At 72.3% G+C, this 23,662-nt stretch carries 19 protein-coding genes; 10 read left to right on the top strand and 9 right to left on the bottom strand.

Annotated elements, in window-relative coordinates:
- Positions 1–12 precede the first annotated feature (12 nt).
- Complete coding sequence (hemQ, locus tag IE248_RS06695; RefSeq protein WP_037798306.1) at positions 13–726, bottom strand: hydrogen peroxide-dependent heme synthase; 714 nt, start codon at positions 724–726, stop codon at positions 13–15.
- A gap of 23 nt (positions 727–749) precedes the next feature.
- A complete protein-coding gene (gene hemG, locus IE248_RS06690) occupies positions 750–2,234 on the bottom strand; it encodes a protoporphyrinogen oxidase (RefSeq protein WP_190030164.1) in 1,485 nt (494 codons plus the stop codon).
- Positions 2,235–2,371: 137 nt separating this feature from the next.
- On the opposite strand from hemG, the gene IE248_RS06685 reads away from it, so the two are divergent.
- Both IE248_RS06685 and IE248_RS06680 read left to right on the top strand, forming a co-directional pair.
- The gene (locus tag IE248_RS06685; protein WP_268254025.1) at positions 2,372–3,430 is read left to right on the top strand and encodes a DUF4349 domain-containing protein; all 1,059 of its coding nucleotides are present in this window, start codon (positions 2,372–2,374) and stop codon (positions 3,428–3,430) included.
- Between the two features lie 81 nt (positions 3,431–3,511).
- Complete coding sequence (locus IE248_RS06680) at positions 3,512–4,894, top strand: FAD-dependent oxidoreductase (protein WP_100580486.1); 1,383 nt, start codon at positions 3,512–3,514, stop codon at positions 4,892–4,894.
- A 7-nt stretch (positions 4,895–4,901) separates the two neighbouring features.
- On the opposite strand, the gene IE248_RS06675 is transcribed toward IE248_RS06680, so the two are convergent.
- Positions 4,902–5,510 (bottom strand): DUF3159 domain-containing protein, encoded by a 609-nt coding sequence (locus tag IE248_RS06675; RefSeq protein WP_190030163.1) that lies wholly within the window; start codon positions 5,508–5,510, stop codon positions 4,902–4,904.
- Between the two features lie 329 nt (positions 5,511–5,839).
- Between IE248_RS06675 and IE248_RS06670 the strand changes: the two genes are divergently transcribed.
- On the top strand, positions 5,840–6,484 hold the full coding sequence (locus IE248_RS06670) for a dihydrofolate reductase family protein (protein WP_073796538.1): 645 nt from the start codon (positions 5,840–5,842) through the stop codon (positions 6,482–6,484).
- A gap of 58 nt (positions 6,485–6,542) precedes the next feature.
- Here the strand turns inward: IE248_RS06670 and hemE are convergent, their stop codons facing one another.
- Complete coding sequence (gene hemE / locus IE248_RS06665) at positions 6,543–7,607, bottom strand: uroporphyrinogen decarboxylase (protein WP_037798299.1); 1,065 nt, start codon at positions 7,605–7,607, stop codon at positions 6,543–6,545.
- 91 nt (positions 7,608–7,698) lie between these two features.
- Between hemE and IE248_RS06660 the strand changes: the two genes are divergently transcribed.
- The 6 genes from IE248_RS06660 to IE248_RS06635 all read left to right on the top strand — a co-directional run bounded on the left by IE248_RS06660 (position 7,699) and on the right by IE248_RS06635 (position 15,116).
- On the top strand, positions 7,699–8,355 hold the full coding sequence (locus tag IE248_RS06660; protein WP_037798298.1) for a DUF3000 domain-containing protein: 657 nt from the start codon (positions 7,699–7,701) through the stop codon (positions 8,353–8,355).
- Positions 8,356–8,681: 326 nt separating this feature from the next.
- Complete coding sequence (locus IE248_RS06655; RefSeq protein WP_007267191.1) at positions 8,682–9,344, top strand: helix-turn-helix transcriptional regulator; 663 nt, start codon at positions 8,682–8,684, stop codon at positions 9,342–9,344.
- Positions 9,345–9,468: 124 nt separating this feature from the next.
- Entirely contained in the window at positions 9,469–10,749 is a 1,281-nt protein-coding gene (locus tag IE248_RS06650) for an HRDC domain-containing protein (protein WP_073796540.1), read from the top strand.
- Positions 10,750–10,896: 147 nt separating this feature from the next.
- Positions 10,897–11,625: a ferritin-like domain-containing protein gene (locus tag IE248_RS06645; protein WP_100580488.1), complete on the top strand. Its 729-nt coding sequence runs from the start codon at positions 10,897–10,899 to the stop codon at positions 11,623–11,625.
- A gap of 138 nt (positions 11,626–11,763) precedes the next feature.
- Positions 11,764–12,990 carry a thiolase family protein gene (locus tag IE248_RS06640; protein ID WP_008742914.1) on the top strand — a complete coding sequence of 409 codons (1,227 nt, stop codon included), beginning with the start codon at positions 11,764–11,766 and terminating at the stop codon, positions 12,988–12,990.
- Positions 12,987–15,116: a 3-hydroxyacyl-CoA dehydrogenase NAD-binding domain-containing protein gene (locus IE248_RS06635; protein ID WP_073796542.1), complete on the top strand. Its 2,130-nt coding sequence runs from the start codon at positions 12,987–12,989 to the stop codon at positions 15,114–15,116. Before IE248_RS06640 ends, IE248_RS06635 begins: the two co-directional genes overlap by 4 nt.
- A 108-nt stretch (positions 15,117–15,224) precedes the next feature.
- Here IE248_RS06635 and IE248_RS06630 read toward each other — a convergent pair whose 3' ends face one another.
- Positions 15,225–16,352 (bottom strand): PLL family lectin, encoded by a 1,128-nt coding sequence (locus IE248_RS06630; protein WP_073796591.1) that lies wholly within the window; start codon positions 16,350–16,352, stop codon positions 15,225–15,227.
- 180 nt (positions 16,353–16,532) lie between these two features.
- On the opposite strand from IE248_RS06630, the gene IE248_RS06625 reads away from it, so the two are divergent.
- Positions 16,533–17,627, top strand: a complete 1,095-nt coding sequence (locus tag IE248_RS06625; RefSeq protein WP_190030162.1) for an LCP family protein — start codon at positions 16,533–16,535, stop codon at positions 17,625–17,627.
- A 50-nt stretch (positions 17,628–17,677) separates the two neighbouring features.
- Here the strand turns inward: IE248_RS06625 and IE248_RS06620 are convergent, their stop codons facing one another.
- The 4 genes from IE248_RS06620 to IE248_RS06605 all read right to left on the bottom strand — a co-directional run bounded on the left by IE248_RS06620 (position 17,678) and on the right by IE248_RS06605 (position 23,529).
- Positions 17,678–19,162, bottom strand: a complete 1,485-nt coding sequence (locus IE248_RS06620; RefSeq protein WP_100580490.1) for an amino acid permease — start codon at positions 19,160–19,162, stop codon at positions 17,678–17,680.
- A 156-nt stretch (positions 19,163–19,318) separates the two neighbouring features.
- On the bottom strand, positions 19,319–21,235 hold the full coding sequence (gene dxs, locus IE248_RS06615; RefSeq protein ID WP_008742909.1) for a 1-deoxy-D-xylulose-5-phosphate synthase: 1,917 nt from the start codon (positions 21,233–21,235) through the stop codon (positions 19,319–19,321).
- Positions 21,236–21,475: 240 nt separating this feature from the next.
- Positions 21,476–22,744 carry a sugar ABC transporter permease gene (locus tag IE248_RS06610; protein ID WP_008742908.1) on the bottom strand — a complete coding sequence of 423 codons (1,269 nt, stop codon included), beginning with the start codon at positions 22,742–22,744 and terminating at the stop codon, positions 21,476–21,478.
- Positions 22,741–23,529: an ATP-binding cassette domain-containing protein gene (locus IE248_RS06605; RefSeq protein WP_037794522.1), complete on the bottom strand. Its 789-nt coding sequence runs from the start codon at positions 23,527–23,529 to the stop codon at positions 22,741–22,743. Before IE248_RS06605 ends, IE248_RS06610 begins: the two co-directional genes overlap by 4 nt.
- Positions 23,530–23,662: the final 133 nt, after the last annotated feature.

The following is a 23,662-nucleotide window of genomic DNA, read 5'->3' as shown; positions in this document are numbered from 1 at the left end:
CCAGGGGAGGTCTCAGGCGAGCCCGTCCACCAGATCGGCGACGGACTTGCGGCGCCCGGTGTAGAAGGGCACCTCTTCGCGGACGTGCATACGGGCCTCGGAGGCGCGCAGGTGACGCATCAGGTCGACGATGCGGTACAGCTCGTCGGCCTCGAAGGCCAGGATCCACTCGTAGTCGCCCAGCGAGAAGGACGCGACGGTGTTGGCGCGCACGTCCGGGTAGCCGCGGGCCATCTTGCCGTGGTCGGCGAGCATCCGGCGACGGTCCTCGTCGGGCAGCAGGTACCAGTCGTACGAGCGCACGAACGGGTAGACGCTGACGTAGTCGCGCTCGACCTCGTCGGCCAGGAAGGCCGGGATGTGCGACTTGTTGAACTCGGCCGGGCGGTGCAGGGCCATGTTCGACCACACCGGCTCCAGCGCGCGGCCGAGCCGGGTGCGGCGGAACAGGTTGTAGGCGGTCTGCAGCTCGTCCGAGGTCTCGGCGTGCCACCAGATCATGATGTCCGCGTCGGCGCGCAGGCCGGAGACGTCATAGGTGCCGCGGACGGTGATGTCCTTGGCGGCCAGCTGGTCGAACAGCTCCTGGACCTCGTCGGCGAAACCGGCGCGGTCCTGCGGCAGGACGTCCTTCAGCTTGAAGACGGACCACAGGGTGTAGCGGATGACCTCGTTGAGGTCCTTCGCCTTCTTCCCCGCGTTGGGAATCTTCTCTGGTGCAGTCATGTGTCCATTGTCCCGTGTGCTGATCAGTGGTCGGCGCCAGGGGTGCCCAACGGGGCGCCCAACGTGGCCATCACCACGTCGGCGGCCCGGGTGGCACTCGCCACGCAGGCGGGGATGCCCACGCCGTCGTAGAGGGCGCCGCACACGGCGAGGCCCGGCAGGGCCGCGACGGCGGCCCGGATCCGGTCCACGCGGGCCAGGTGGCCCACCGGGTACTGGGGCAGCCCGCCCTCCCAGCGGGTGACGGTGGAGGCCACCGGCCGGGCCGCCAGGCCGACGGCCTCGCCGAGGTCCCGCAGGGAGACCTCCACCAGATCGGCGTCGTCCCGGCCGAGGTCGGCCTCGTCGCCGTGGCGGCCCACCGAGGTGCGCAGCAGGAACAGATCGGGGTCGGCGCCCGCCCAGGCCCACTTGTTGCTGGAGAAGGTGGACGCCTTGATCGTACGGCCGTCCACGGGCGGTACGAGGAATCCACTGGCCCCGCCCCCGGCGATAGCGGCGGGCAGCTCGGAGCGCCGGAAGGCCATCGTGACCAGGGCCATCGAGGCGTACTCGACGGTGCGCAGCTCGGCGGCGGCGGCCGGGGCGAGCGCGTCCAGCAGCCGGGCGGCGGGCCCGGCCGGGGTGGCGAGGACCACGGCGTCGGCGTCCATGACCTCGCCGCCGTCGGCGACGACCCGCCAGCCCGCGGTGGTACGGAAGAACTCGCGCACCGGGGTCCCGGTGCTGATCCGCGCACCGGCCTCGCGGCAGGCCCGCGCCACGGCGAGCGGGAGGCGCCCGATGCCGCCGTCGATGCCGGCGAACACGGGGCCGCCCGCCCGGGGCTGCTCCGCGGCGCGGCGCTGGATGTCCCGTACGCCGTCGCCGAGCAGCGGGTGCGTGCGGGCGGCCTCGAAGAGCTGGGGCACGGCGGCCCGCATGGAGATCCGGTAGGCGTTGCCCGCGTAGACGCCGCCGAGCAGCGGTTCGACGAGCCGGTCGACGACCTCGCGGCCGAACCGGTCGGCGACGTACGCGCCGATGGCGATGTCCTCGCCGATCTCGGCGGGCGGCAGCGCGCGCTCGGCCTCGATCCGGGCCAGGCCCTCGGCGGAGAGCACCCCGGAGGCGGCCAGCGGCGCCAAGTCGCCGGGGACGCCCATGACATGGCCGCGCGGCATGGGCCGCAGCGCGCCCCGGGTCCACAGCTGGGCGGTGGCGGTGGCGGGCGGCTGGAGGGCCTCGCCGAGGCCGACGGCCCGGGCGAGCGCCACGGCTTCGGGGCGGCGGGCGAGCACGGATTCGGCGCCGAGGTCGACGGGGGCGCCGGCGAGTTCACCGGAGCGCAGTTTGCCGCCGAGCCGGGGGCCGGCCTCCAGCAGGGTGACCCGGGCGCCGTCGGCGAGCAGCCGGTGGGCCGCGGCGAGGCCGGCGATACCGCCGCCGATCACGACGACGTGGCCGGGGTGGGCCGGCCGGGCCGGCGTGTCCGTACGCCTGTCCGTACGCGTGTCCGCTTCGTGCATGGACACATCGTCTCAGACCGATCACCGAGGCCGGACCGTGACCGCATCGGGACCGGCTCGGGACCCCGGAAGCGAAACCCGCCGCGTGACCCTGAACGTCACACCGGCGACATCAGCCGATCCTCCGGGGGGTTCCAGTGATCCAGCAGCGGCGACGCGGCGCGTACAGACATCGTTCGGCGGCGGCCCTGGCCGCCCTCTCCCTGGCCGGGGCGCTGGCGGTCGCCGGCTGCTCGGCGGACGGGAGCGGCTCCTCGTCGGACAAGGCGGCGGTGGGCGAGGCGGCCGCGAAACCGCAGGAGGGCGCGGCCGCCCCCGCCCAGGGCAAGGCCGGGGCCGGGGCGGCGGCGCCCGCGGCCCCCAAGGACGGGCAGCAGCCGGCGGTCCGGCCGCACGTCATCCGGACGGCGACACTGGGCATCGAGACGCCGGACGCGCAGAAGGCGCTGGCCGCGGCGCGGACCGCCACCGAGGGTGCGGGCGGGTACGTCGGCAACGAGTCCACCAAACGCGGCGCGGACGGCCGGATGACCTCGACGCTGACGCTGCGGGTGCCGGGCGAGCGCTTCGACTCGGTGCTCGGCGCGATGGAGGGCAGCGGGAAGCTGCTGAACCGGAAGGTCGAGGCGCAGGACGTCACCGAGAAGGTCGCGGACGTCGACAGCCGGGTCAAGTCGCAGCAGGCCAGCGTGGTCCGGGTGCGGGAGATGATGGACAAGGCCTCGGCGCTCGGCGACGTGGTGATGCTGGAGAGCGAGCTGAGCAAGCGCCAGTCGGACCTGGAGTCGCTGCTGGCGCAGCAGACGGCGCTGAAGGACCAGACCTCGATGGGCACGATCACGGTGGAGGTCTCGGAACCGCCGGTGGAGCGGGCGGCTCCGGAGAAGGAGAAGGAGCCGACGTTCATGGACGCCCTGCGCGGCGGCTGGAACGTCTTCGCGGGCCTGGTGCGGAAGCTGGGCCTGGCGGTGGCCGCGGTGCTGCCGTTCGCGGTGACGGCCGCGCTGGTGGTGGCGGGCGTGCGGATCTACCGGCGGTACCGTCCGGCGAAGCCGAAGGCGGGTCTGGTCCCGAAGTGGGGCCCGGCCGTCCCGGCGGCGCGGCGTGCCCCGCAGGCGCCGGCCCCCGGCCCGAACCCCGGCCCGGACCCGGACACGAAGCCGAAGCCGAACCCGGATCCGGACACGGAGAACTGACCCGGGCGGACCGAACGGCCCGCGCCCCGTAGCGTGTTCCCCGGACGAAGCGGGACGGCGCGGCGCGGAACGGGGCGGACGATGGCGGCGGAACGACTGGTGGTGGTGGGCGGTGACGCGGCGGGGATGTCCGCCGCGTCACAGGCCCGGCGGATGAAGGGCCCGGCGGAGCTGGAGATCGTCGCGTTCGAGCGGGGGCACTTCACCTCGTACTCCGCGTGCGGGATCCCGTACTGGATCGGCGGGCAGGTGGCCGGGCCGGACGCCCTGATCGCCCGCACCCCGGAGGAACACCGGGCCCGGGGCATCGACCTGCGCACGCGTACGGAGGTCGTCGAACTCGATGTCGCGGGGCAGCGGGTCCGCGCCCGGGACCTCGACTCGGGCGCCGAGTCCTGGACCGGCTACGACCGGCTCGTGCTGGCCACCGGTGCCCGCCCGGTCCGCCCCCGGCTGCCGGGGATCGGGGCGCACGGGGTGCACGGCGTACAGACCCTGGACGACGGCCGGCGCCTGATGGACACCCTGGAGCGCAGGGAGATCCGCCGCGCCGTCGTGGTGGGCGCCGGTTACATCGGCGTCGAGATGGCGGAGGCGCTCGTCTCGCGGGGCTACGAGGTCACCGTGCTGCACCGCGGCGCGCAGCCGATGGCCACGCTGGACCCGGACATGGGCGCGCTGGTGCACGAGGCCATGAACCGCATGGGCATCCGTACGGTGGCGGGCGCCGAGGTGACGAAGGTCCTGACGGACGAGGAGGGGCGCGCCGTCGCGGTGGCCACGGCTTCGGGCGAGGAGTACCCGGCGGACGTCGTCGTCCTCGGCATCGGCGTGGAGCCCCGTACGGCGCTCGCCCGCGCGGCGGGGCTGCCGCTCGGCGAGTCCGGCGGCATCCTCACCGACCTGTCGATGCGGGTCCGGGGCCACGAGGACATCTGGTCGGGCGGCGACTGCGTGGAGGTCATGGACCTGGTCTCCGGCCGCACCCGGCACATCCCGCTGGGCACCCACGCCAACAAGCACGGCCAGGTCATCGGCGCGGGCGTCGGCGGCGGCTACGCGACGTTCCCGGGCGTCGTCGGGACGGCGGTGAGCAAGGTCTGCGACCTGGAGATCGCGCGTACGGGCCTGCGCGAGCGGGACGCGCTGGCGGCGGGCCTGCGCTTCGTGACGGCCACCATCACCTCCACCAACACGGCGGGCTACTACCCGGGAGCCACGGAGATGACGGTCAAGATGCTGGCGGAGCGCCGCACGGGCCGGCTGCTGGGCGTCCAGATCGTCGGCGGCGCGGGCTCCGCGAAGCGGGTCGACGTCGCGGCGGTCGCCCTCACCGCCGGCATGACGGTGGACCAGGTCGTCTCCCTGGACCTCGGCTACGCCCCGCCCTTCTCCCCGGTCTGGGACCCGGTCCTGGTGGCGGCCCGCAAGGCGGTCACCGCGGTCCGCTCAGCAGGCGCGTAGCCACGCCTCAGGGCCGCGGCGGCTGGGGCGGCGACCCCGCGCCGGCTGGCCCCGCGGGCGCGGGCGCGGCGGCGACCCGGTCGCGGGCGGCGGACCGGAAGCGCTCGGTGACCCTGATCATGTAGAGGATCGCGGCGATGGGCAGCAGCCAGTTGAAGATGGTCGACAGCCGCCGGTCGTCCGGCTGACTGGCCGCGATCAGGTGGCAGACGGTCATGAACGCGAACACCGCGCCCCATCCGGCCGACAGGACGCGGTTGACGTGCTTGAAGCGCGGGGTGTCCCACATCTCGCGGGGCACGCTGAGGCGCGCGTACTGCTCCGTGAACGGTCTGATGGGCAGCGTCGCGAACACGATCAGCGCGAGCGCGCCGGTCACGATGGTCCTGCCGTACTGGGCGATCACCTCCCGCCCCTCCGGCCCGGCCAGGAACGCCGCGATCGCGAGGGCGACGAACAGCACGATCGCCGAGAGGTCCAGCAGGCGCGGGGAGCGGGCCGCGATCGACGGCCAGGCGATGATCACGGCGGTGACGGCGCCGCTCAGCGCCGCCCACTGCGGCGAGGGCGCGGCGTGGTCGACGACGGCGAACACCACCCAGGGGATCAGGCTCACGAAGGGGTTCCCCGTCGCCTCCGACGTCCCCGACCTACCTGACGCGCCTGACGTGCCCGGCGCGCCCGGCGCGCCCGTGCTCCGGTCCTTCGGCGTCCCCGTGCTCCGGCTCCCGTCCATACTGCGGTCCGTCCTTCCGTAGCCGCTGCCTGACTCAGACTCCAGGCTGTGCCGCCCCCGGCAGAACCGCAACGGCGGCCGCCCCCGCGCGCCACCCCCGCGCCCCGCGCCCATGCCGCGCGTCCGGTCCCCGCGAGCGGTAGCTTCCGATGAGTTTGCGCGGCCCGGAGAGTCTCAGCACCGTTGTCACCCACCCCAGGAGGAACGGCGTGGCCCAGCTACTGCGAGTCCAGAACTTCAACGTCTCCCGTGACGGCATCGGCGCCGGGGAGGACCAGACCCTCGAACGGCCCTTCGGTCACGTCGAGCCCGAGCGGCTGTTCGCCTGGGCCGGCGCCACGGCGAGCTGGCCCATGCGCACCGCCCCCGGCGGCAGCCGGGGCCTGGACGACTACCTCACGCGGGACTACGCCCGCAACATCGGCGCCGAGATCATGGGCCGCAACAAGTTCGGGCCCCAGCGCGGGCCCTGGAAGGACCACGACTGGCAGGGCTGGTGGGGTGACGAGCCGCCGTTCCACACCCCGGTGTTCGTGCTGACCCACCACGAACGCCCGTCCTTCACGCTCGCCGACACGACCTTCCACTTCGTCGACGCCGACCCGGCCACGGTCCTCGCGCGGGCCCGGGAGGCGGCCCGGGGCAAGGACGTCCGGCTCGGCGGCGGGGTGAGCACCATCCGGCAGTTCCTCGACGCCGGCCTCGTCGACACCCTGCACGTGGCGGTCTCGCCGGTGGAGCTCGGCTCCGGGCTACGGCTGTGGGAGTCCCCCGACGAGCTGCGCGACCGGTTCCACCTGGAGGTCGTTCCCAGCCCGAGCGGGGTGACGCACCACCTGTTCTGGCGGAAGTGACCGGCCGGCCGCGCCGTGGTGGCCGCGCAGCCCGTGAACGGGTGCGCGGCCCGTGGGCTCAGCGGGCGGTGCGGGTGTGGACGTAGTCCACCAGACGGGTCAGGGCGTCGGGGTCCGTGGTGGGGAGCACGCCGTGGCCCAGGTTGAAGACGTGGCCCTCCAGGCCGGCGGCGGCCGCGAGGACCTCGTCCGTCTTGGCCTCGACGGCCTGCGGGGTGGAGAAGAGCACGGCGGGGTCGAGGTTGCCCTGGAGCGCCTTGCCGGGGCCGACGCGGCGGACGGCCTCGTCCAGCGAGACCCGGTAGTCGACGCCCATGACGTCCGCGCCGGCCTCGCCCATCAGGCCGAGCAGCTCGCCGGTGCCCACGCCGAAGTGGATCCGCGGGACGCCGTAGGAGGCGACGGACTCCAGGACCTTCGCGGACGCGGGCATCACCGAGCGGCGGTAGTCCGCCGGGGCGAGCGCGCCGACCCAGGAGTCGAAGAGCTGGACGGCGGAGGCGCCGGCCTCGATCTGGACCTTCAGGAAGGCGGAGGTGATCTCCGCGAGGCGGTCGAGGAGGTCGGCCCACAGCTCCGGGTCCCCGTACATCAGGGCCTTGGTGTGCTCGTGGTTCTTGGAGGGGCCGCCCTCGACCAGGTAGCTCGCGAGGGTGAAGGGCGCGCCCGCGAACCCGATCAACGGCGTGGAGCCCAGTTCACCCGTGAGCATGCCGATCGCCTCGGTGACGTACGAGACGTCCTCCGGGGTGAGGTCGCGCAGCTGTGCGAGGTCCGCGCGGCTGCGGATCGGCCGGGCGACGACCGGGCCGATGCCCGGCTTGATGTCCAGGTCGACGCCGATGGCCTTCAGCGGGACCACGATGTCGGAGAAGAAGATCGCCGCGTCCACGTCGTGGCGGCGCACGGGCTGCAGTGTGATCTCCGTGACCAGGTCGGGCCGCATGCAGGATTCCAGCATCTGCGTGCCCTCGCGCAGCTTGCGGTACTCGGGGAGGGAGCGCCCGGCCTGCCGCATGAACCACACCGGGGTGTGCGGGACCGGCTCGCGGCGGCACGCCTTCAGGAAGGCGGAATCGTACGTCTGACTCGGCGTGCCCTGGGGGCGGTCGTTGGCGCTCACGCGCCAAATCTTCGCACGTATGAAGAAGTGCCCGGCCCGGCGCGGGTGTCCCTGCGCCGTACGGCCGCACATACCGCCTAGTCTTCCCCGCATGGCTGCGGCTCAGGGACGATTTTCAGATGGCGCTGACGGTATGGACAGCGCGGAGGAGAGCTCCGTCCCGCTCCCGTTCCGGCGGGCGGTCGACGGCTTGAGGAAGGCGCGGCTGCGTCCTGGGATCGAGGTCGACGCCACCAAACCGCCCCAGAGACTCGCCCCGCACGCGTACGCCCTGGAGGCCACGGTCGTGGACGGGGAGGACGATCTCGCCGACGGCCGGCTCATCCTGCTCCACAACCCCGCCGGGCACGACGCCTGGCACGGCACCTTCCGGCTGGTGACGCTCGTACGGGCGGAGCTGGAGCCGGAGATGGCCGCGGACCCGCTGCTCCCCGAGGTGTGCTGGTCCTGGCTGACCGGGGCGCTGGACGCGCGCGGGCTCGGGTACGGGGAACCGAGCGGGACCGTGACCATGGCGAGCTCGCACTACTTCGGCGGGCTGGCGGAGCGCCGGCCGGCCACCCAGATCGAGATCAGGGCCTCGTGGACGCCGCGCGAGGGGGCGGGCGGGGTCCCGGACACCTCGGCGCACCTGTCGGCGTGGTGCGAGCTGCTGTGCCAGATCGCGGGGCTGCCGCCGGCGGGGCCGACGGACGCGGGCACGGGCGTGGTCACGCTGCCGCAGCGCCGCGGGCCGCACCACCCGTAAGAGCGGCGGGAGCGGCCGCCACCCGTACGAGCGGCCGCGGCGGCACCCGTGGACGGCCACCCGAACGGGCGGCGCCCCGCGCGCCTTCGCGCACGTCACGACCGATCCGGCCCCCATCCGGGTGCCAGATCGCGGCTTCCGCGGCGGCTTCTGATCACCCGATGATCGATCGTGCGTCCGAATTGCCCGAATTGTTACTCACCAAATCGTGATCATTCCCTAAAGCCGGGCGGGTGACGTGCCGAAGGAGTCAGTGACCATCCGCACGGTTCGCACCGGCTTCCTTCCCCCAGCCGGCCGTCCCGCCACTCCCCCAGGAGGCCTAGGTGTCCGTTCTTCTCGAGCAGCCCGCAAGCCTGGTCGCCTACCGCCCGAACAAGCCGACGGCCATGGTCGTCGTGGCCGACCCGCGCGTCCGTTCCACCGTGACCCGCCATCTGTGGGCCCTCGGAGTACGTGACGTGATCGAGGCGTCGTCCATCGCGGAGGCCCGCCCCCGCGTCGGCAGCCCGCGCGACATCTGCGTGGCCGACGTGCACCTGCCCGACGGTTCCGGTCTCACCCTGCTCTCCGAGACCCGGGCGGCGGGCTGGCCGAACGGCCTGGCCCTCTCCGCCGCCGATGACATCGGCGCCGTACGCAACGCCCTCGCGGGCGGAGTGAAGGGCTACGTCGTCACCGGCACGCGGACCAACATCGGGCTCCCCACCCGGCCCGGCGCCGCCCCCATCGGCGCCGCCGCCGCCCGTATGCACCGCCGCCCCCCGGGTGCCCCGAGCCACCCGGGCGGCTACCGGGAGCTCTCCGGCCGCGAGGTCGAGGTCCTGCGCCTCGTCGCGGAGGGCCAGTCCAACAAGGCCATCGGCGTCTCGATGGGCCTGTCCGCCCTGACCGTCAAGTCCCACCTCGCCCGGATCGCCCGCAAGCTGGGCACCGGCGACCGGGCCGGAATGGTCGCCGTCGCCCTGCGGACGGGGATCATCCACTGACCCCCGCCCGAGCCCCCTCGGAGAACGTCCGGGGAACTCGGGGAAACGTCCGCACTTCCATCTCGCGCCCGTCGCCGGAACGTTCCGGCGACGGGCGCCCCGTATCCACGGATACCCTTGACCGGTGACCGACGCCCAAGAGACCGCAGCAGACCTGCGCACCACCACCGGGGGCGGCCCCCCGGACGACAAGGTTTCGTCCGATGGGCTGCCCGTACCCCTGCTCGAACCCCGTGAGGGGATCCCCCCGGTCGTCGCCGACGCCGAGGCGCTCGCCGAGGTGGTCGCGGCCTTCGCCGCGGGCACCGGGCCCGTCGCCGTCGACGCCGAGCGGGCCTCCGGATACCGCTACGGCCAGCGCGCCTACCTGGTGCAGCTCCGGCGCGAGGGCGCGGGTTCCGCGCTCATCGACCCGGTCGGCTGCCCCGACCTCTCCTCGCTGGGCGAAGCCCTGTCCGGCACCGAGTGGATCCTGCACGCCGCCACCCAGGACCTGCCGTGCCTGCGCGAAATAGGCATGGAGCCCACCTCCCTGTTCGACACCGAGCTCGCCGGCCGCCTCGCGGGCTTCCCCCGCGTCGGCCTCGGCGCGATGGTCGAGGGCGTGCTGGGCTACGTACTGGAGAAGGGCCACTCCGCCGTCGACTGGTCGACCCGGCCGCTCCCCGAGCCCTGGCTGCGCTACGCCGCCCTGGACGTGGAGCTCCTGGTGGACCTGCGCGACGCGCTGGAGGAGGAGCTGGACCGGCAGGGCAAGCTGGAATGGGCCCGCCAGGAGTTCGACGCCATCGCCGCCGCCCCGCCCGCCCCGCCGCGCAAGGACCCCTGGCGCCGCACCTCCGGCATGCACAAGGTGCGCCGGCGCCGTCAGATGGCGGTCGTACGGGAGCTGTGGGAGTCCCGGGACCGGATCGCGCAGCGGCGTGACGTATCACCGGGCAAGGTGCTGGGTGACGCCGCGATCGTCGAGGCCGCGCTGGCGATGCCGCTGAACGCGCAGGCCCTGTCGGCCCTGCCCGGGTACGGGCAGCGGATGGGGCGGCGCCAGCTGGAGCAGTGGATGGCGGCCGTCGAGCGGGCGAAGGCCCTGCCCGAGAACGCCCTGCCGCAGCCGGGGGCGACCCCGGCCGGTCCCCCGCCGCCGCGTTCCTGGGCGGACAAGGATCCGGCGGCCGCGGCCCGGCTGGCGGCGGCCCGCACGGCCGTCTCCGCGCTGGCCGAGGGGCTGAACCTGCCCCAGGAGAACCTGATCACCCCGGACACGGTCCGCCGGCTGTGCTGGGAGCCCCCGCAGCGGCTCGACGCGGGCTCGGTGACCGAGGCCCTGGCGGGCTACGGCGCCCGCCCGTGGCAGATCGAGCAGGTGACCCCGGCGCTGGTCGAGGCCCTGGCCGTGACCGACTGAGGCACCCCTTTCCACCCGAAGAGCCCCCGTCCGATCACGGCCGGGGGCTCTTCGCGCGTCCGCGTCGCACCGGGGACTTGTCCCGGTTCCGTCACAGCCCTCCCGAGCGCCTTTTGAACATGCTCAAACCTCGCGTAGTTTTTGAACATGATCAATTGGAGGTACGAGACGTGGGTACGGGAGTTCGAGGCCGAGCGGGAGCGCCGCGGCGCCGTGGGCGATCCCCTCTGGAGCCTGGGCGCGGCGCTGGACCCGGCGCTCGTCCGGAGCCTTCGGAAGTTCCAGGTCGGTGAGGACGGGGACGGCTCCGCGCTGATCGGGAAGGCGGAGCGGGCCGGGGATCCGGTGTACGCCGGGGCGGTCCGGCTCTTCGTCGCCGAGGAGCAGAACCATGCGCGGATGCTGGCGCTGCTGCTGGCGGCCGGGGGCTCGGGGACCCTGTCGGGGCACTGGAGCGACGCGGTGTTCGTGCGGCTGCGCAGGCTGATGGGGCTGCGGATGGAGCTGCTGGTGCTGATGGTCGCGGAGGTGGTGGCCCTGCGCTACTACCGGGCGGTGCGGGACGGGGCCGCCGATCCGCTGGCCTCGGAGGTGGCGGGGCGGATCCTGGCGGACGAGGAGCGGCACGTTCCGTTCCACTGCCGGCGGCTGCGCGAGGGCTTCGCGGGGCTCCCGGCGCCGGCGCGCCGCGCGGTGGCGGGCGGGTGGCGGATCCTGCTGGCCGGGGCGGCCGCCCTGGTCGCCGTGGACCACGGCCCGGCCTTGCGCCACCTCGGTGTCCGGCGCCGCGCCTTCGTCGCGGAGACCGTCCGCCTCTCGGCCCCCCTGGCGGCGTCCTTCACCTCCGCCCCGGCGCGTACGCCCACGGGGGTGTGACGTTCGCCGCTCCTCGGGGAGGGGGTGTGCACATTGGTTACCCGCAAGTAGCATGGGCCAGGTGAGCGGGCGCTCAGCCACACCGGCCGAACGCGCCCCCGCGCAGCAGTGCACACCCGCACCTGGAGGAGAGCCAACGTGCCTCGTACCGTCAGGGACGTCGTCTTCGTCGACGGCGTCCGCACCCCGTTCGGCAAGGCGGGCCCGAAGGGCATCTACCACGAGACCCGCGCCGACGACCTCGTCGTGAAGGCGATCCGGGAGCTGCTGCGCCGCAACCCGGACCTGGACCCCAAGAAGATCGACGAGGTCGCCATCGCCGCGACCACGCAGATCGGCGACCAGGGCCTCACGCTGGGCCGCACGGCCGGCATCCTCGCGGGCCTCCCGCAGTCCGTACCGGGCTACTCGATCGACCGCATGTGCGCCGGCGCGCTGACCGCCGTGACCGCCGTCGCGGGCGGTGTGGCCTTCGGTGCGTACGACGTCGCCCTCGCCGGCGGTGTCGAGCACATGGGCCGCCACCCCATGGGCGAGGGCGTCGACCCGAACCCGCGCTTCGTCTCCGAGAAGCTGGTCGACGAGTCCGCCCTGTTCATGGGCATGACCGCCGAGAACCTGCACGACCGGTACCCGACGATCACCAAGCTCCGCACCGACGAGTACGCGGTGCGCTCGCAGGAGAAGGCCGCCAAGGCGTACGCCGACGGCAAGATCCAGCAGGACCTGGTCCCGATCTCGGTGCGCAACACCAACGAGGCCGTCGGCGAGACCGGCTGGGGCCTGGTCACCTCCGACGAGCCGATGCGCCCGGGCACCACGCTGGAGAACCTGGCCGGCCTGAAGACCCCGTTCCGTACCCACGGCAAGGTCACCGCGGGCAACGCCGCCGGTCTCAACGACGGTGCGACCGCCGCGATCATCGCCTCCGAGGACTTCGCCCGCGAGAACAACCTCCCGGTCAAGATGCGCCTCGTCTCGTACTCCTTCGCGGGTGTCGAGCCGGAGGTCATGGGCTACGGCCCGATCCCGGCCACCGAGAAGGCCCTCGCCCAGGCCGGCCTGTCCATCGAGGACATCGGCCTGTTCGAGATCAACGAGGCCTTCGCGGTCCAGGTCCTCGCCTTCCTGGAGCACTACGGCATCGCCGATGACGACGCCCGGGTGAACCAGTACGGCGGCGCCATCGCCTTCGGCCACCCGCTCGCCTCCTCCGGCGTCCGTCTGATGACGCAGCTGGCCCGCCAGTTCGAGGAGCAGCCGCACGTCCGCTACGGCCTGACCACCATGTGCGTCGGCTTCGGCATGGGCGCCACGGTCATCTGGGAGAACCCGAACTTCAACGCCGAGGGAGACTCCAAGTGAGCACCACCGCTGAGCTCCTGAAGGGCGCGGCCGAGCTGTTCCCGGACGAGGTCGTCACCGCCGCGCACGTCCGCCACCTGGACCTGCCCTTCGGCGCCGGGCGCTTCGCGCTCGTCACGCTGGACAACGGCTTCGACCACACCAAGCCGACCACCTTCGGCCCGCAGTCCCTCGCCAACCTGAACGCGGCGATCGACCAGGTCGAGCAGGAGGCCCTCGCGGGCTCCATCGTCGGCGCGGGCATCACCGGCAAGCCGTTCATCTTCGCGGTCGGCGCCGACCTCAAGGGCGTCGAGCTGCTGAAGAAGCACGACGAGGCGCTCGCCATCGGCAAGGGCGGCCACGACGTCTTCAAGCGCCTGGCCGCGCTGTCCGTCCCCACCTTCGCGTACTACAACGGCGCGGCGATGGGCGGCGGTGTCGAGGTCGGTCTGCACTGCACCTACCGCACCGTCTCGAAGGCCATCCCGGCCTTCTCGCTGCCCGAGGTCTTCCTCGGCCTGGTTCCGGGCTGGGGCGGCTGCGCCCTGCTCCCGAACCTGATCGGCGCGGAGCGCGCGATCTCGGTGATCATCGAGAACTCGCTGAACCAGAACCGGCAGCTGAAGGGCAAGCAGGTCTTCGAGCTCGGCATCGCCGACGCGCTGTTCGAAGGCGCGGACTTCCTGGAGCAGTCGCTCCTGTGGACCGCGAACGTCCTGAACGGCACCACCGAGGTCGTCCGCGCCGAGGTCGAGCGCGGCGAGGCCTGGGACGCGGCCGTCGCCAAGGGCCGCTTCATCGCGGACTCCAAGGTGCACGGCGCCGCTCCGGCCGCCTACCGCGCGCTGGACATCATCGCCGCGGCCAAGGACGGGGACCTCCAGGCCGGCTTCGACGCCGAGGACACCGCGCTCGCGGACCTCATCATGGGCGGCGAGCTGCGCTCGGGCATCTACGCCTTCAACCTGGTGCAGAAGCGCGCCAAGCGCCCGGCCGGTGCCCCGGACAAGTCCCTGGCCCGTCCGGTCACCAAGGTCGGCGTCGTCGGCGCGGGCCTGATGGCCTCGCAGCTGGCGCTGCTCTTCCTGCGTCGCCTGGAGGTGCCGGTGGTCCTCACCGACATCGACCAGGAGCGCGTGGACAAGGGCGTGGGCTACGTCCACGCCGAGATCCAGAAGCTGCTCGGCAAGGGCCGCATCAACCAGGACAAGGCCAACCGCCTGACCGCCCTGGTGACGGGTGTGCTCGACAAGGCCGAGGGCTTCGCGGACGCGGACTTCATCATCGAGGCCGTGTTCGAGGAGATGTCCGTCAAGCAGAAGGTGTTCGCGGAGGTCGAGGCGGTCGCCCCGGCGCACGCGATCCTCGCCACCAACACCTCCTCGCTGTCGGTCTCCGAGATGGCCTCGAAGCTCCAGCACCCGGAGCGCGTGGTCGGCTTCCACTTCTTCAACCCGGTCGCGATCCTCCCCCTGCTGGAGATCGTCCGCGGTGAGCAGACCGACGACGCCTCGCTGGCCACGGCCTTCGGTGTCGCCAGGAAGCTGAAGAAGACCGCGGTCCTCACCAAGGACGCCCCGGCGTTCGTCGTGAACCGCATCCTGACCCGCTTCATGGGCGAGATCCAGAACGTCATCGACGAGGGCACCCCGGTCGTCACGGCGGAGAAGGCCATCGAGCCGCTCGGCCTGCCGATGTCCCCGCTGGTGCTCCTGGAGCTCGTCGGACCCGCGATCGGTCTGCACGTCTCCGAGACCCTGAACCGCTCCTTCCCGGAGCGCTTCACCGTCTCGCCGAACCTGGCCGCCGTGGTCAAGGCCGGCAAGCGCGGCTTCTACGTCTACGATTCCGGCAAGCCGGAGCTGGACCCCGAGGTCGCCGCCCTCCTCGTGCAGGGCGACTCCGTCCTGACGGAGGAGCAGGTCCGCGATCGCGTCCTGGACGCGGTGGCGCAGGAGATCGGCCTGATGCTGGAGGAGGGTGTCGTGGCCGAGGCCCAGGACATCGACCTCTGCCTCATCACCGGCGCCGGCTGGCCCTTCCACCTGGGCGGCATCACGCCGTACCTGGACCGCGAGGGCGTCTCCGAGCGAGTGAACGGCAAGAAGTTCCTCGCCCCGGGCGTGGCGAGCGTCCCGGCCTAATAGCCGGAGCGGCCCCGCAGAAGACGGCGAAAGGCCCCGCACACCTGGTGTGCGGGGCCTTTCCGCTGCCCGCCCGCGGCCCCTCAGGGGCCGCGGGAGCGCCCGGGGTCAGACCCGGACGGCCGGGGCCAGGGCGAAGCCGCCGCGGCCCGTCTGGCGGGCGATGCGCAGGCCGCCCTCGGCGTCGAGGAAGGCGACGACCACCCGGCCCTGGTGGTCGAGGGCGAGGGCGGGCGCGGCGATGCTGTGCTCGCCCGTCGGCGACCAGTGCATGCCGGCGCTCTCGTCCTCGGTGACGCAGATGCCCACGACGACCTGGCCGTCGGTGGCCCGGTGGGCCGTCACGGTGTGGTCGAGCCCGTCGACCACGGCCCGCAGGACGGCGATCCGGCCCTCGGAGGCGCTGCCCCCGAGCGGGATCACCCGGCCGGCGCGGTGCGCGAGCACGCCGTGGGTCGCCGCGTCGGTCCAGTAGTACGTGACCCTGCCCGGCGCCGTCTCCAGCCCGGCCAGGCTGTGCCCGGCCGGGGCCACCGGGACGTCCTCCCCGCTCACCAGGTCGGTGTCCGCCTTCGGCTGGTGGCAGTAGAGCGCCGCGCCCTCGGCCGGGGACAGCACCTCGACCAGACCGGACTCCAGCGCCACGGGGGCGATGCCGTCCCGGACGCCCTCGCCCTTGATGCCCTGCCAGGGCTGCCACTTGCCCGCCGCGGACTCCCGGCGCACGGCCAGGGAGCCGGAGGCGTTCTCCATGAACACGTACGTGGAGCCGCCCGGGGCGACCGCGACGACCGGGGTGCCGACCCGCGTGCCCGTCGCCGGGTCCCGGCGCGGGTTGCCCAGCGAATGCCACTCGCTCAGCGGCCTGCCGCTCTGGTACTGGATCGCGTGCGCGACGTCGACGACGTCGGCGCCGTTCTTGCGTACGGTGCGCCGGCCGACGAAGTGCGCGAAACCGTCAGCCCCTTGGCCGACGGCCAGGCTCGTGATCGAAGGCGCGGGGAAGAACACCGGCCCCTCCCACCGCGGTCCGCCCGGGCTGGACTCGGTCCAGCGCAGCAGACCGTCCGGGGTACGGGCGTACGCCGTCAGCCGGCCGTCGTGCCCGAGCATCAGCCAGCGCCCGTCGACCGCGGACTGCGCCCTGCGCGGGGCCGGTCCTGCCTGGTCACCGGCGGTTTCTCCGGTGCCCCGGGCCGCCTCGCGCCGCGCCGCACCTCCCGGCCTGATCCTCATCAGCTCGTCCTCCCGCACTCGTCGTGGCCATGTCCCCCACGTCATGCGGATTCTAGTTCGAAGAATTCGGTGACAAAGGTGGGCCTCGGGTCGTACACCAGTATTAACAACTGTCTATAGTGCACGGTCAGCGCCACGCAACGCCCCACGTCGGCACCACAGGTGAGGACCCGCAGCAGGATGAGCCAGGACGCCACGACGCCGGACCAGACCCCCGCCCCCGGCCACCCCACCGGGCCGGCGCCCGAGCGCCGCCGCACCCGCGGGCAGCGCGTACGGCGCGGCATCCTGCTGGGCTCGCTGGTCCTGCTCCTGGCGTTCGGCGGGACCGGCTGGTGGGCGTACAGCCACCTCAGCGGCAATATCGACAGCGTCGACCTGGACCAGGCGATCGGGGTCGACAACCGGCCGCCGAAGGTGGTCGCCAACGCCCAGAACATCCTGGTGCTCGGCTCGGACTCGCGCGCCGGGGCCAACGCGGACCTCGACCACGGCGATGTCAGCGGCGCCCGCTCCGACACGGCGATGCTCGTGCACATACCCGAGGGCCGGTCCAGGGCGACCGCGGTGAGCATCCCGCGCGACACCCTGATCACCCGGCCCGAGTGCAAGGACAAGGACGGCGGGACGGTGCCGACCGCCAACCGGGTCATGTTCAACTCCGTCTACTCGCTGGCCGGTCCCGCCTGCGTGGTCAAGACCGTGGAGCAGCTGTCCGGGATCCGCGTGGACCACTTCGTCGAGGTCGACTTCGCCGGGTTCAAGGGCCTGGTGGACGCGCTCGGCGGGGTCACCGTCACCCTGGACAAGCCGATGAGCGGCGCCAAGGGCGGCCTCAAGCTGGACGCGGGCACCCACCGGCTCAACGGCACCGACTCGCTCCGCTTCGTCCGTACGCGCTACGGCTACGGGGACGGCAGCGACCTCGGACGGATAGGCCTCCAGCAGCGGTTCATGCTGGCGATGCTGGCCGAGGTGAAGAAGCAGGACGCCCTCGGCAACCCGGCGCGGCTGTACAAGCTCGCCGACGCCGGCACCAAGTCGCTGACCACCGACTCCGACCTGGCCTCGCTCACCGCGCTGTCCGACTTCGCGCGGAGCATGAAGGGCGTGGACCCGGCGACGATGGAGACCATCATGATGCCGGTGGCCTACGACAAGGTGGACCCGAACCGGGTGATCGTCGCGGAGCCGCAGGCGGGGGCGCTGTGGGAGGCGCTGCGCACCGATCAGAAGATCCCGGCGAGCGCGAAGACCTCCCCCGCCACCGGCTGACGGGGGAGGCCGCGTCCGTACCTCGCTGGGGTCGCTGGGCCGCCGGGCCGCTAGAACTCCGCGTCCGCGCCGGCCTTGCCGAGGCGGCTGTTGCGGCGTCCGTACAAGAAGTAGACGACGAAGCCGATGAGCATCCAGATGCCGAACCGGAGCCAGGTCTCGGCCGGCAGGTTGAGCATCAGCCAGAGCGAGGCCGCGATCGACAGGATCGGGACCACCGGCACCCACGGGGTCCGGAAGGACCGGTGCAGGTCGGGGCGGGTCTTGCGCAGGACCATCACGCCGAGGGCGACCACCACGAAGGCGAACAGGGTGCCGATGTTCACCAGTTCCGCGAGCTTCTCCAGGCTGGTGAAGCCCGCGACGACGGCGATGATCCCGCCGAGCAGTACGGTGGCCCGGTAGGGCGTGCGGTACTTGGGGTGGGTGACGGAGAAGACGCGCGGCAGCAGTCCGTCACGGCTCATCGCGAAGAACACGCGGGTCTGGCCGAGCAGCAGGATCATGCACACGGTGATCAGGCCGACGGACGCCCCGAGGCTGATGGCACCGGCGAAGAACGGCTGGTTCACGGATTTGAAGGCCTCGGCGAGCGGCGCGGTGGCCGACATCTCCGAGTACTTCTGCATGCCGGTGACCACCAGCGTCACGGCGACGTACAGCACGGTGCAGATGATCAGCGAGCCGAGGATGCCGCGCGGCATGTCCCGCTGGGGGTTCTTGGTCTCCTCGGCCGCGGTGGCCACCACGTCGAAGCCGATGAAGGCGAAGAAGACGAGGGAGGCCGCGGTGAAGATGCCCATGACGCCGAAGTTGGTGGGCTCGTACCCGAACATCAGCTGGACCAGGGGCGCCGTCCAGCCGCCCCCGGTGGTCTGCGGCTGGGCCGGCGGGACGAACGGGGAGTAGTTGTCGCCCTTGATGAAGAACAGGCCGGCGATGATGACCAGCAGCACCACGGTGACCTTGATGGCGACCACGACCGCCGTGATCCGGGCCGAGAGCTTCGTCCCCACGACCAGGATCACCGTCAGCACCAGGACCAGCAGGAAGGCCAGCAGGTCGAAGCTGCCTCCCGCATCGGGCCCGGACAGTGCGGTGGGCAGGTCCCAGCCCAGGTTGGTGTGCATGAGGTGGCGGACGTACCCGGACCAGCCGACCGCGACGACGGCGGTGCCGAGCGCGAATTCGAGCACCAGGTCCCAGCCGATGATCCAGGCGGGCAGCTCGCCGATCGAGGCGTACGCGAAGGTGTAGGCCGAGCCCGCCACCGGGACGGTGGACGCGAACTCGGCGTAGCAGAGCGCCGCGAGGGCGCAGACGATGCCCGCCGCCACGAAGGCCAGGGAGGTGGCGGGTCCGGCGTTGTTCCGCGCCGCGATGCCCGTGAGGACGAAGATGCCCGTACCGATGATCACACCGACGCCGAAGACCGTCAGGTCCCAGGCGGAGAGCGACTTCCGGAGGGCGTGTTCCGGCTCCTCCGTGTCCCGGATGGACTGCTCCACCGTCTTGGTGCGGAAGGGACTGTTCATATCCTTGCTCACCGACGCACCTCCGACGGGTGACGACGCACACGAACGGGCCGGGAGGCCCACTCCTCCAGAGTGATCTCCCGGCCCGTTACCCGCAACCGCGCGGCGTTATACGGAGGGTCGCCGGGCCGCCGGAGCGGCCCGCGGCGAGCCGTCCTAGTCGACGGTGGCGGCCGGCTCGCTGTCGTAGCGGCCGTCCAGCTTGGCGACCAGGCCCGTGACCTGCCGGGCGATGTCCGGCGCGGTCAGGCCGATCTCGGCCATGACCTCCTTGCGGGAGGCGTGGTCGAGGAAGCGCTGCGGAATGCCGAAGTCGCGCAGCGGTACGTCGACCCCGGCGTCGCGCAGGGCCTGCGAGACGGCGGAGCCGACGCCGCCGGTACGGCCGTTGTCCTCGACGGTGACGACGACCCGGTGGCGGTCGGCGAGCGGGGCCAGGGCCTCGTCCACCGGCTTGACCCAGCGGGGGTCGACCACGGTCGTGGAGATGCCCTGCTTGTCGAGCAGGTCGGCGATCTCCAGGCACATCGGGGCGAGCGCGCCGACGGAGACGAGCAGTACGTCCGGACGGGTGACCTCGGGGGCCGGGGCCCGCAGTACGTCCATGCCGCCGATCCGGCCGACGGCCGGCACGGCCGGGCCGACGACGCCCTTGGAGTAGCGCACGACGGTCGGGGCGTCCTTGACCTGGACGGCCTCGCGCAGCTGCGCGCGCAGCTGCTCGGCGTCGCGCGGGGCGGCGAGCCGCAGGCCGGGGACGACCTGCATGATCGACATGTCCCACATGCCGTTGTGCGAGGCCCCGTCGGTGCCGGTGACACCGGCGCGGTCCAGGACGAAGGTGACCCCGCACTTGTGCAGGGCGACGTCCATCAGGACCTGGTCGAAGGCGCGGTTGAGGAAGGTCGCGTACACCGCGAAGACCGGGTGGGCGCCGCCGGTGGCCAGGCCCGCCGCCGAGGTGGCGCCGTGCTGCTCGGCGATACCGACGTCGAAGATGCGGTCCGGGAAGGCGTCCGCGAACTTCTTCAGGCCGACGGGCTGGAGCATGGCCGCGGTGATCGCGACGATGTCCTCGCGCTCCTTGCCGAGCCTGACCATCTCGTCGGCGAAGACGGAGGTCCAGCTGGCGGCGTCGGTGGTGACGGGCAGGCCGGTGTCCGGGTGGATCACGCCGACCGCGTGGAAGCGGTCCGCCTCGTCCTGGACGGCCGGCTCGTAGCCGCGGCCCTTCTGGGTGAGGCAGTGCACGATGACCGGGCCGCTGAAGCGCTTGGCGCGCTGGAGCGCGGACTCCAGGGCCTCCATGTCGTGCCCGTCGATGGGGCCGATGTACTTCAGGCCGAGGTCCTCGAACATGCCCTGCGGGGCGATGAAGTCCTTGAGGCCCTTCTTGGCGCCGTGCAGGGTCTCGAAGAGCGGCTTGCCCACGACCGGGGTGCGCTCCAGGATCTCCTTGCCCCGGGCCAGGAACCGCTCGTACCCGTCGGTGGTGCGCAGGGTCGCCAGGTGGTTCGCGAGGCCGCCGATGGTGGGGCCGTACGAGCGCTCGTTGTCGTTGACGACGATCACCAGGGGGCGGTCCTTGGCGGCGGCGATGTTGTTCAGCGCCTCCCAGGCCATGCCGCCGGTGAGCGCGCCGTCGCCGATGACGGCGGCGACGTGGTGGTCCTCGCGGCCCAGCACCTCGTTGGCCTTGGCCAGGCCGTCGGCCCAGCCCAGCACGGTGGAGGCGTGGGAGTTCTCGATCACGTCGTGCTCGGACTCGGCGCGCGAGGGGTAGCCCGAGAGGCCGCCCTTGGAGCGCAGGTTGCCGAAGTCCTGACGGCCGGTGAGGAGCTTGTGGACGTAGGCCTGGTGGCCGGTGTCGAAGAGGACCTTGTCCTTCGGCGAGTCGAAGACCCGGTGCAGGGCGATCGTCAGCTCGACCACCCCGAGGTTGGGGCCCAGGTGCCCGCCGGTCTTGGAGACGGCGTCGACGAGGAAGGACCTGATCTCGGCGGCGAGCTGATTGAGCTCCTCCTGGCTGAGCCGGTCCAGATCGCGCGGTCCCTTGATGCGGGTCAGCAGCACCCGTGCCTCCTTGCAGTTGCTTGCTGGTCTGTCGAGTCTAATGTTCCGCCCGCGGCGGCGGTCATCGGGCGGTCCCTGACGGGTCACACCTTCGTCATACATGTACACCCCGCCGCGTGGTCACACATCACAAACGGGCGTATACCCGCACAGCTGTGCGCACACATGTACGCACAGGTGCCCGGCGCCACACGAAGTGGCGCCGGGCACTGTGACCGGTCTTACCGTGCCGGGGCGCCGTCAGGCGCGTCCGGCCGTCTTCTGGGTCTTGCGCGTGACCGAGTCGATCACCACGGTGGCCAGCAGCACCGCACCGGTGATCATGTACTGGATCGGCGTCGCGATTCCCTCCAGAGCCAGACCGTACTGGATCGAGGTGATGACCATGACGCCGAGGAGGGCGTTCCAGGTCCGGCCCCGGCCGCCGAAGAGGCTGGTGCCGCCGATCACGGCCGCCGCGATCACGTTCATCAGCAGGTCGCCGGCGCCGGCGCTCTGGTTGGCCGCCGCGATCTTGGAGGCCCAGAAGAGCCCGCCGATGGCGGCGAAGGTGCCGGAGATCGAGAAGACCGCGATCCGGATCCCGGTGACGTTGATGCCGGCGCGGCGCGAGGCCTCGACGCTGCCGCCGAGGGCGAAGACGTTCCGGCCGAAGGAGGTACGGCGCAGGACGAAGTCGGTGCCGACCAGCACCACCACGAACAGCACGACCGCGAGCGGCAGGCCCTTGTACTGGTTGAACACCGCGGCGGGACCGAAGGTGAACAGCGCGAGCAGGCCGGTGCGCAGCAGGATCTCGCCGAGGGGGCGGGAGGGGACGCCCGCCGCCTGGCGGCGCTTGCTGTCGGAGAAGGAGGCGAGGAAGTACGCCACCACCGCGACGGCCGCGAGGCCGTAGCCGGCCGCCACGTCCGAGAAGTAGTACGTGGTGAGCTTGCCGACCACACCGTCGGAGTCGATGTTGATCGTGCCGTTGCTGCCGAGGATCTGCAGCATCGCGCCGGACCAGAACAGCAGGCCCGACAGGGTGACGGCGAAGGCCGGGGCGCCGATCCGGGCGAAGAAGAAGCCGTGGATGGCGCCGATCAGGGCGCCGCCCGCGACGGCGGCGAGGATGGCCAGCCACTCGTTCACGCCGTGGGTGACGGCGAGGACGGCGACGATCGCGCCGGAGACTCCGCTGACCGAGCCGACCGAGAGGTCGATCTCGCCGAGCAGCAGCACGAAGATGATGCCGACGGCGATCATGCCGGTGGCGACCATCGTGATCGCGATGTTGGTGAGGTTCTCCGGGGAGAGGAAGTTCGAGTTCAGCCCCTGGAAGATGCTCCAGATGACGACCAGACCGATGACGACCGGTATGGAGCCGAGGTCACCGGCCTTCATCTTGCGGCCGAACTCGTTCAGGTAGCCGGAGAAACCCTGCTCGCGCACGAGCAGGCGCGGGTCCACGGCCGGGATCGCGTCGTGGGCGGCGGCCGGGTTGACCGGGTCGATGTGGGTGCTCACTTGTGGGCCTCCCCGGTACGGGCCGCCCGGCGGGTCACGGCGTTTTCCGTGGCACCGGTGATGGCGGAGATGATCTCTTCCTGCGAGGTGTCGGCGACGGTGAAGACGCCGTTGTTGCGGCCCAGCCGCAGGACCGCCACCTTGTCGGCGACGGCCTTCACATCGGCCATGTTGTGGCTGATGAGGATGACGGCGTGGCCGCGCTCCCGCAGCCGCTCCACGAGGTCGAGCACCTGTGCGGTCTGCTCGACGCCGAGGGCGGCGGTGGGCTCGTCGAGGATGACGAGCTGCGGCTCGCCCAGCATGGAGCGGGCGATCGCCACGGTCTGGCGCTGACCGCCGGAGAGCGAGGCGATCGGGATCCGGACGCTGGGGATCCGGATGGACAGGGTGGTCAGGAGCTCGCGGGCGCGGCGCTCCATCTCCACCTCGTCGAGGACACCGCGGCGCTTGAGCTCGCGGCCGAGGAAGAGGTTGCCGACGACATCGATGTTGTCGCACAGCGCGAGGTCCTGGTAGACCGTCGCGATGCCCAGGTTCTGGGCGTCGTGGGGCTTGGTGATCGAGACCGGGCGGCCCTGCCACTCGATGACGCCGTCATCGATGGGGTGCACGCCGGCGATCGTCTTGACCAGCGTGGACTTGCCGGCGCCGTTGTCGCCGACCAGGGCGACCACCTCACCGGAGTGGACCTCGAGTTCTACGTCGGTCAGGGCCTGAACGGCGCCGAACCGCTTCGAGACCCCTCGCAACGCCAGCACGGGCGCAGCGGACACATGAACCATCTCCTTCGCCGCCTGACCGGCGGGGATGTCGTGCAAAAGAGCAGGAGCGGGGCGAATGGGGGGAAGAGCGGGGCTTGACGGAGCAAGCGGGAGAAGCAGGGGAATCGTTTCTGCCCGGCGCCCCGCGGGTGGC

Source organism: Streptomyces goshikiensis (genome assembly GCF_014650555.1).
Lineage (GTDB): Bacteria > Actinomycetota > Actinomycetes > Streptomycetales > Streptomycetaceae > Streptomyces > Streptomyces goshikiensis.
This window is presented reverse-complemented; position numbering and strand designations above follow the sequence as displayed.